This is a genomic window from Streptomyces sp. WELS2 (genome assembly GCF_013870595.1).
Classification (GTDB): domain Bacteria; phylum Actinomycetota; class Actinomycetes; order Streptomycetales; family Streptomycetaceae; genus Streptomyces.
The window spans coordinates 1-6,571 of sequence record NZ_JACBWZ010000323.1 but is presented as its reverse complement, the minus strand read 5'-3'; the positions used below and the strand labels follow the sequence as shown (position 1 = coordinate 6,571).

Below are 6,571 nucleotides of genomic sequence, written 5' to 3'. Positions count from 1 at the left end.
CCCCGCACACCAGCCTGGTCGCCGTCGGCGACTCCTTCACCGAGGGCATGTCGGAGGCGCGGAGAGGATCGCGGCGATCTCGGGGCGGGGCGCGGGCGGCGGCGGGCAGACGCCGGTCAGCTCCTTGGCGCGGACGGCCTGGGTGATCCAGGCGCGGTCCAGCACCCGCCGCTCGTCGGCCTCGGCGACCAGGTCCTCGGACTGGTTGTAGTCGCCGTCGGCGGCCTGCACGGCCCACAGGTGGACGGCAACGCCGTGCTCCTTGGCCGCCATCATGCCGGGCAGCAGATCGCCGTCGCCGGTGACCAGGACGACGTCCGAACAGGCGCGGTTGCGGGCCAGTTCGGTCAGTTCGGCGTGCATGGCGGCGTCCACGCCCTTCTGGGCCCAGCGTCCGTCGCTGCGGGTCAGGGCGCCCAGCCGGACGGTGACCCGGGGCATCACGCGCAGCCGGCGGTGCTCGGGCTGGGGAACCCGGTCGGGGGCGCCGTCGAACCAGTAGATGCGCAGCAGCGGGCGCTCGGTGTCGGACTCCGCGCGTTCGCGCAGGGCCTGGATCAGCGCGGCGTGGTCGACGGTGATCCGGGACCGCGAGGGCTCACCCGCGAGGAGGCTGGCGGCGGCGCCCAGCAGGTACCCGGCGTCCACCAGGACGATGCAGCGGTCCACGCGACTCACCCTCTTCCCGGGAGGTTTTGCTTCGGACTTGCTTCGAGTCTGCCCGACCCCGCGGAGCTTAACGGCCCGAACTCGATCTTCGGCGTGGCGTTTCCGGTTCTCGTCCGCTCAGCTGCCCTGTCACAGACGGTAATTATCCGACATGCGCCTGATGTCAGCGTATGTGAATCTGGTCCCGGCCCTGGCCCCTAGATCCCCCACAGGAGGCATCACCATGGCCAAGAACAAGAACCGCAAGCAGGCCGGCCCGAAGAACCGCGCGCAGCAGAGCGAGCACGCGCAGCGGCCCCCGGCGGAGGAGCACGAGTCGCCGGTGTCCCAGATCCAGGGCGGCCCGGCGGAGGGCGCGCGCAAGAAGCAGAAGAGCTTCGGCCACAACTAAAGGGCAGTTGAAGCCCGGGCACATATGAGGGGCGCACCCGTGCCGGGTGCGCCCCTTTTTCTGCCGCTCCGCCGGCTCTCCTACGGCGCCGGCCTCAGCCGGCCAGGCAGGACGGGCCGAGCAGCACCTTCAGGTCGCCGAACAGGGCCGGGTCGGGCTTGACCCGGTGCCGGTCCAGGCGCAGCACGGTGGTCTTGCGCGGCCCCTGGAGCTTGATGCGCACCTCGCTGTCGCCCTTGTGGTGGCTGAGGATCTCGCCGAGGCGGCTGACCATCGGCGGGGTGACCCGGGTGGCCGGGATGGTGAGGATCACGGGCGCGTTGGTGCCCGCGTTGGACAGGTCCGGGACCTGGAGCTCCATCGCGACCAGCCGCGGCACGTCCTCCCGCTTGTCGAGCCGGCCCTTGACGAACACCACGGCGTCCTCGACGAGTTGGGTCGACACCAGTTGGTAGGTGGCCGGGAAGAACATGCACTCGATGGAGCCCGCGAGGTCCTCCACAGTGGCGATGGCCCAGGCGTTGCCCTGCTTGGTCATCTTGCGCTGGAGGCCCGAGATGATGCCGCCGATGGTGACCACCGCGCCGTCGGCGTGCTCGCCGCCGGTGAGCTGGGAGATGCCCGCGTCGGCCTTGTCGGCGAGGACGTGCTCCAGGCCGAAGAGGGGGTGGTCGGAGACGTACAGACCGAGCATCTCCCGCTCCTGGGCGAGCAGATAGGTCTTGTCCCACTCGTCGGTGGAGAACTCCACGTCGAGTCCGAAGCCGGGCTCGCTGCTGGTCTCCTCGCCCATCCCGCCGAAGAGGTCGAACTGGCCCTCGGCCTCCTTGCGCTTGACCGCGACCACGTTGTCGATCATCGGCTCGTACTGGGCCATGAGTCCCTTGCGCGTGTGGCCCATGGAGTCGAAGGCGCCGGCCTTGATCAGCGATTCGGTGGTGCGCTTGTTGCAGACCACCGCCTCGACCTTGTCGAGGTAGTCGGGGAAGGAGGTGTACTTCCCCTTCGCCTTGCGGCACTTGATGATCGACTCGACGACGTTGGTGCCGACGTTGCGGACGGCGGACAGGCCGAAGAGGATCACGTCGTCGCCCTGGGCCGCGAAGTTCGCCTCCGACTCGTTGACGTTCGGCGGGAGCACCCGGATGCCCATGCGGCGGCACTCGTTCAGATAGACCGCCGACTTGTCCTTGTCGTCCTTGACGGAGGTGAGCAGGGCGGCCATGTACTCGGCGGGGTGGTTCGCCTTCAGGTACGCCGTCCAGTACGACACCAGGCCGTACGCGGCCGAGTGGGCCTTGTTGAACGCGTAGCCGGCGAACGGGACCAGCACGTCCCACAGCGCCTGGATGGCCTCGTCGCTGTAGCCGTTCTTGCGGGCGCCGGCCTGGAAGATGACGAAGTTCTTCTCCAGTTCCTCCGGCTTCTTCTTGCCCATCACGCGGCGGAGGATGTCGGCCTCGCCGAGCGAGTAGCCGGCGATGATCTGGGCGGCCTTCTGCACCTGCTCCTGGTAGACGATCAGGCCGTAGGTGACGTCCAGGACCTCCTTGAGCGGCTCCTCCAGCTCGGGGTGGATCGGCGTGATCTCCTGCTGCCCGTTCTTGCGCAGCGCGTAGTTCGTGTGCGAGTTCATGCCCATCGGGCCCGGCCGGTACAGGGCCGAGACGGCGGAGATGTCCTCGAAGTTGTCGGGCTTCATCAGCCGCAGCAGGGACCGCATGGGGCCGCCGTCGAACTGGAAGACGCCGAGGGTGTCGCCGCGCTGGAGCAGTTCGAAGGTCGTGGGGTCGTCCAGCGGCAGGGACAGCAGGTCGATGTCGAGGCCCTTGTTGGCCTTCACCATCTTCACCGCGTCGTCCATGATCGTGAGGTTGCGCAGGCCCAGGAAGTCCATCTTCAGCAGGCCGAGTGACTCACAGCTCGGGTAGTCCCACTGGGTGATGGTCACGCCGTCGGTGTGCCTCACCCACACCGGGACGTGCTCGGTGATCGTCTCGCTGGACATGATCACGCCGGCGGCGTGCACGCCCATCTGCCGCACCAGGCCCTCCACACCGCGCGCGGTGTCGATGACCTTCTTCACGTCCGGCTCGTTCTCGTACATCGCCCGGACCTCGCCGGCCTCGCTGTAGCGCGGGTGGCCGGGGTCGGTGATGCCGGACAGCGGGATGCCCTTGCCGAGGACGTCGGCGGGCATGGCCTTGGTGATGCGGTCGCCCATCGCGTACGGGTAGCCCAGCACGCGCGCGGAGTCCTTGATCGCGTTCTTGGCCTTGATGGTGCCGTAGGTGCCGATCATGGCGACCTTGTCGGCGCCGTACTTCTCGGTCACGTACCGGATCACCTCGACGCGCCGGCGCTCGTCGAAGTCGATGTCGACATCGGGCATCGAGATGCGCTCGGGGTTGAGGAACCGCTCGAAGATCAGGCCGTGCGGGATGGGGTCGAGGTCGGTGATGCCGAGGGCGTAGGCGACGATCGAGCCGGCCGCGGAGCCTCGGCCGGGGCCGACCGCGATGCCCTGCTTCTTGGCCCACATGATGAAGTCGGCGACGACGAGGAAGTAGCCCGGGAAGCCCATCGAGATGATCGTGTCCATCTCGTACTCGGCCTGCTTCTGGCGGTCCTCGGGGATGCCGTCCGGGTAGCGGCGCTCCATGCCGCGGCGGACCTCCTCCTTGAACCAGGTGACCTCGGTGTAGCCCTCGGGGATGTCGAACCTGGGCATGAGGTCGCGCTTCTCGAACATGCCGGCGGTGTCCACCATCTCGGCGACGAGCAGCGTGTTGGCGCAGCCCTCCTGCCAGGCGTCCGAGGAGTCGATGGCGTACATCTCCTCCGTGGACTTCAGGTAGTAGCCGGTGCCGTCGAACTTGAAGCGGTCGGGGTCGGAGAGGTTCTTGCCGGTCTGGATGCACAGCAGGGCGTCGTGGGCCCCGGCCTCGTGCGCGTAGGTGTAGTGCGAGTCGTTGGTGACCAGCGGGGGGATGCCGAGCTTCTTGCCGATCTCCAGCAGGCCGTCGCGGACCCGGCGCTCGATCTCGATGCCGTGGTCCATCAGCTCCAGGAAGTACTTGTCCTTGCCGAAGATGTCCTGGTACTCGGCGGCGGCCTTCAGGGCCTCGTCGAAGTGGCCGAGGCGCAGCCGGGTCTGCACCTCGCCGGAGGGGCAGCCGGTGGAGGCGACGATGCCCTCGGACCACTTGGCGATGGTCTCCTTGTCCATCCGGGGCCACTTCTGCAGCCAGCCCTCGGCGTAGGCGTCGGAGGAGAGCCGGAAGAGGTTGTGCAGGCCGGTCTTGTTCACCGCCCACATCGTCTTGTGGGTGTAACCGCCGGAGCCGGAGACGTCGTCCCTCTTCTGGTGCGGCTGGCCCCAGAGGATCTTGCGCTTGTTGCGCCGGGACTCGGGGGCGACATAGGCCTCGATCCCGATGATCGGGGTGATTCCGGCCTTTTTCGCGGAGTGGAAGAAGTCGTACGCGCCGTGGAGGTTGCCGTGGTCGGACATGGCGATGTGCGTCATGCCCATCTCATTGCAGGCGTTGAACATGTCCTTCAGCCGCGCGGCACCGTCCAGCAGCGAGTACTGGGTGTGGACGTGCAGGTGCGTGAAGGGCGGCTTCGACACGGTTGAGCCTCCGGGGGAAACACTCGGCGACGGTCTGGCGGACGGTTCTGGGGTCAGCGTCGAAGTCTATGCCTCGCCACCGACAGCCGGTGGCGCGAAGCGCCCCTTGGAGGAGTGACAGGGGTGACAGGGACTGTGGCGCGAAGCGCCTCCTTGAGGGGTGGCGGTCGGGTGACGGTCATGACAAGCACAGTGGCGCGAAGCGCCTCCTTGAGGGGTGGCGGTCGGGTGACGGTCATGACAAGCACAGTGGCGCGAAGCGCCTCCTTGAGGGGTGGCGGTCGGGTGACGGGCGGGCACCTGCGCGTACCGTCGTGCGTTGGAGACGGCAGAAACGCTGTCGCACACATGTACCAGGAGGCACCCCGCGATGTCGGTCCCCCAGCTCGACGAGGAGCAGCGCGGCGAGGAGATCCTCGCCGTCTTCGACACCGCCTTCGGCCGGCTCCTGGCCGCCGACCCGGCCGCGTTCCGGGTGAAGTTCCGGAAGATGGCGGCCTCGGCCTTCGCGTTCTACCGGGGCACGGCGTGCCTCTTCTACCACGACCTGGACGCCGACAAGCGCGGCGGTCCGTACCTGGACGAGCGCACCTCGCGCGTGTGGATCCACGGCGACCTGCACGCGGAGAACTTCGGCACGTACATGGATTCGAACGGCCGGCTGATCTTCAACGTCAACGACTTCGACGAGGCCTACGTCGGCCCCTTCACCTGGGACCTGAAGCGCTTCGCCGCCTCCGTGGCGCTGATCGGGTACGCGAAGGCGCTCGGCGACGCGCAGATCAGCGAGCTGGTGACGGTCTACGCGCAGGCGTACCGGGAGCGGATCCACGCCCTGGCCACGGGCGCCAAGCGGGACGAGGTGCCGCCGTTCACGCTGGAGACCGCGCAGGGCCCGCTGCTGGACGCGCTGCGTGACGCCCGCTCGATGACCCGGTTCGCCCTGCTGGAGTCGATGACGGAGATCCGTGACTTCGAGCGCCGCTTCGCCCCGGGCGGCGGCTCGATCGAGCTGGACGCGGCCACCCGCTACAAGGTCCTGGCGGCCTTCGACGGCTATCTGGAGACCCTGCCGGACTCCTCCCTGGCCCGCCCGGACTCCTACCGGGTGAAGGACGTCGTGGGCCGGCGGGGCATCGGCATCGGCTCGGCGGGCCTGCCGTCGTACAACATCCTCCTGGAGGGCCACAGCGACGCCCTGGAGAACGATGTGGTGATCTACATCAAGCAGGCGCAGACCCCGGCCGTCTCCCGGCACATCACGGATCCGGCCGTCGCGGAGTACTTCCTGCACGAGGGCCACCGCACGGTGATCTCCCAGCGCGCCCTCCAGGCGCACGCCGACCCGTGGCTGGGCTGGACCGAGCTGGACGGCGCGGGCCAGCTGGTGGCCGAGGTCTCGCCGTACGCGGTGGACCTGGACTGGGGCGACATCGACGACCCGGAGGAGATCGCGGCCGTCGTCGCCGATCTGGGCCGGGCCACCGCCACCATGCACGCGGCGGCGGACGACACCTCCGGCGAGTCCCTGGTGCCGTTCTCCACCGAGCGGGCCATCGACGCGGCGATCGCGGCCGACGAGGAGGGCTTCGCGCCCCTGCTGGTGGACTTCGCGCACGCCTACGGCGCACGCGCGCGTGCCGATCACCAGATCTTCGTGGACCTGTTCCGCAACGGCCGGATTCCGGGGCTGTGACCTTCGCGGATTCACAGGCACCCTTTAGGGGTCGCTTACCCGCGGACGTGACACACTCTCCAATCGCTATGGACATATCCGGGACCCAGCTCAGAGCCGTGCGCGCGGCGCTGTTCACGGCCTTCGTCGTGACGCTCGGCACCGCGTCGCACGTGCTGCTGTCCCGTGCCCCGCTGCCGGC

3 protein-coding genes and 1 pseudogene are annotated in these 6,571 nt (G+C 68.5%); 2 read left to right on the top strand and 2 right to left on the bottom strand.

The annotated features are described in order from the left end of the window. Nucleotides 1–54 precede the first annotated feature (54 nt). Nucleotides 55–669 (bottom strand): annotated as a pseudogene (locus H5J33_RS19175) (NYN domain-containing protein); the annotation flags it as partial. Nucleotides 670–892: 223 nt separating this feature from the next. Between H5J33_RS19175 and H5J33_RS19170 the strand changes: the two are divergent. Then, a complete protein-coding gene (locus H5J33_RS19170; RefSeq protein WP_181796157.1) occupies nucleotides 893–1,060 on the top strand; it encodes a hypothetical protein in 168 nt (55 codons plus the stop codon). A 94-nt stretch (nucleotides 1,061–1,154) separates the two neighbouring features. On the opposite strand, the gene dnaE is transcribed toward H5J33_RS19170, so the two are convergent. Next, a complete protein-coding gene (gene dnaE / locus H5J33_RS19165; RefSeq protein ID WP_181796156.1) occupies nucleotides 1,155–4,694 on the bottom strand; it encodes a DNA polymerase III subunit alpha in 3,540 nt (1,179 codons plus the stop codon). A 370-nt stretch (nucleotides 4,695–5,064) separates the two neighbouring features. Here dnaE and H5J33_RS19160 point away from each other — a divergent pair, with 370 nt between their 5' ends. Next, the gene (locus H5J33_RS19160) at nucleotides 5,065–6,390 is read left to right on the top strand and encodes a DUF2252 domain-containing protein (protein WP_181796155.1); all 1,326 of its coding nucleotides are present in this window, start codon (nucleotides 5,065–5,067) and stop codon (nucleotides 6,388–6,390) included. Nucleotides 6,391–6,571: the final 181 nt, after the last annotated feature.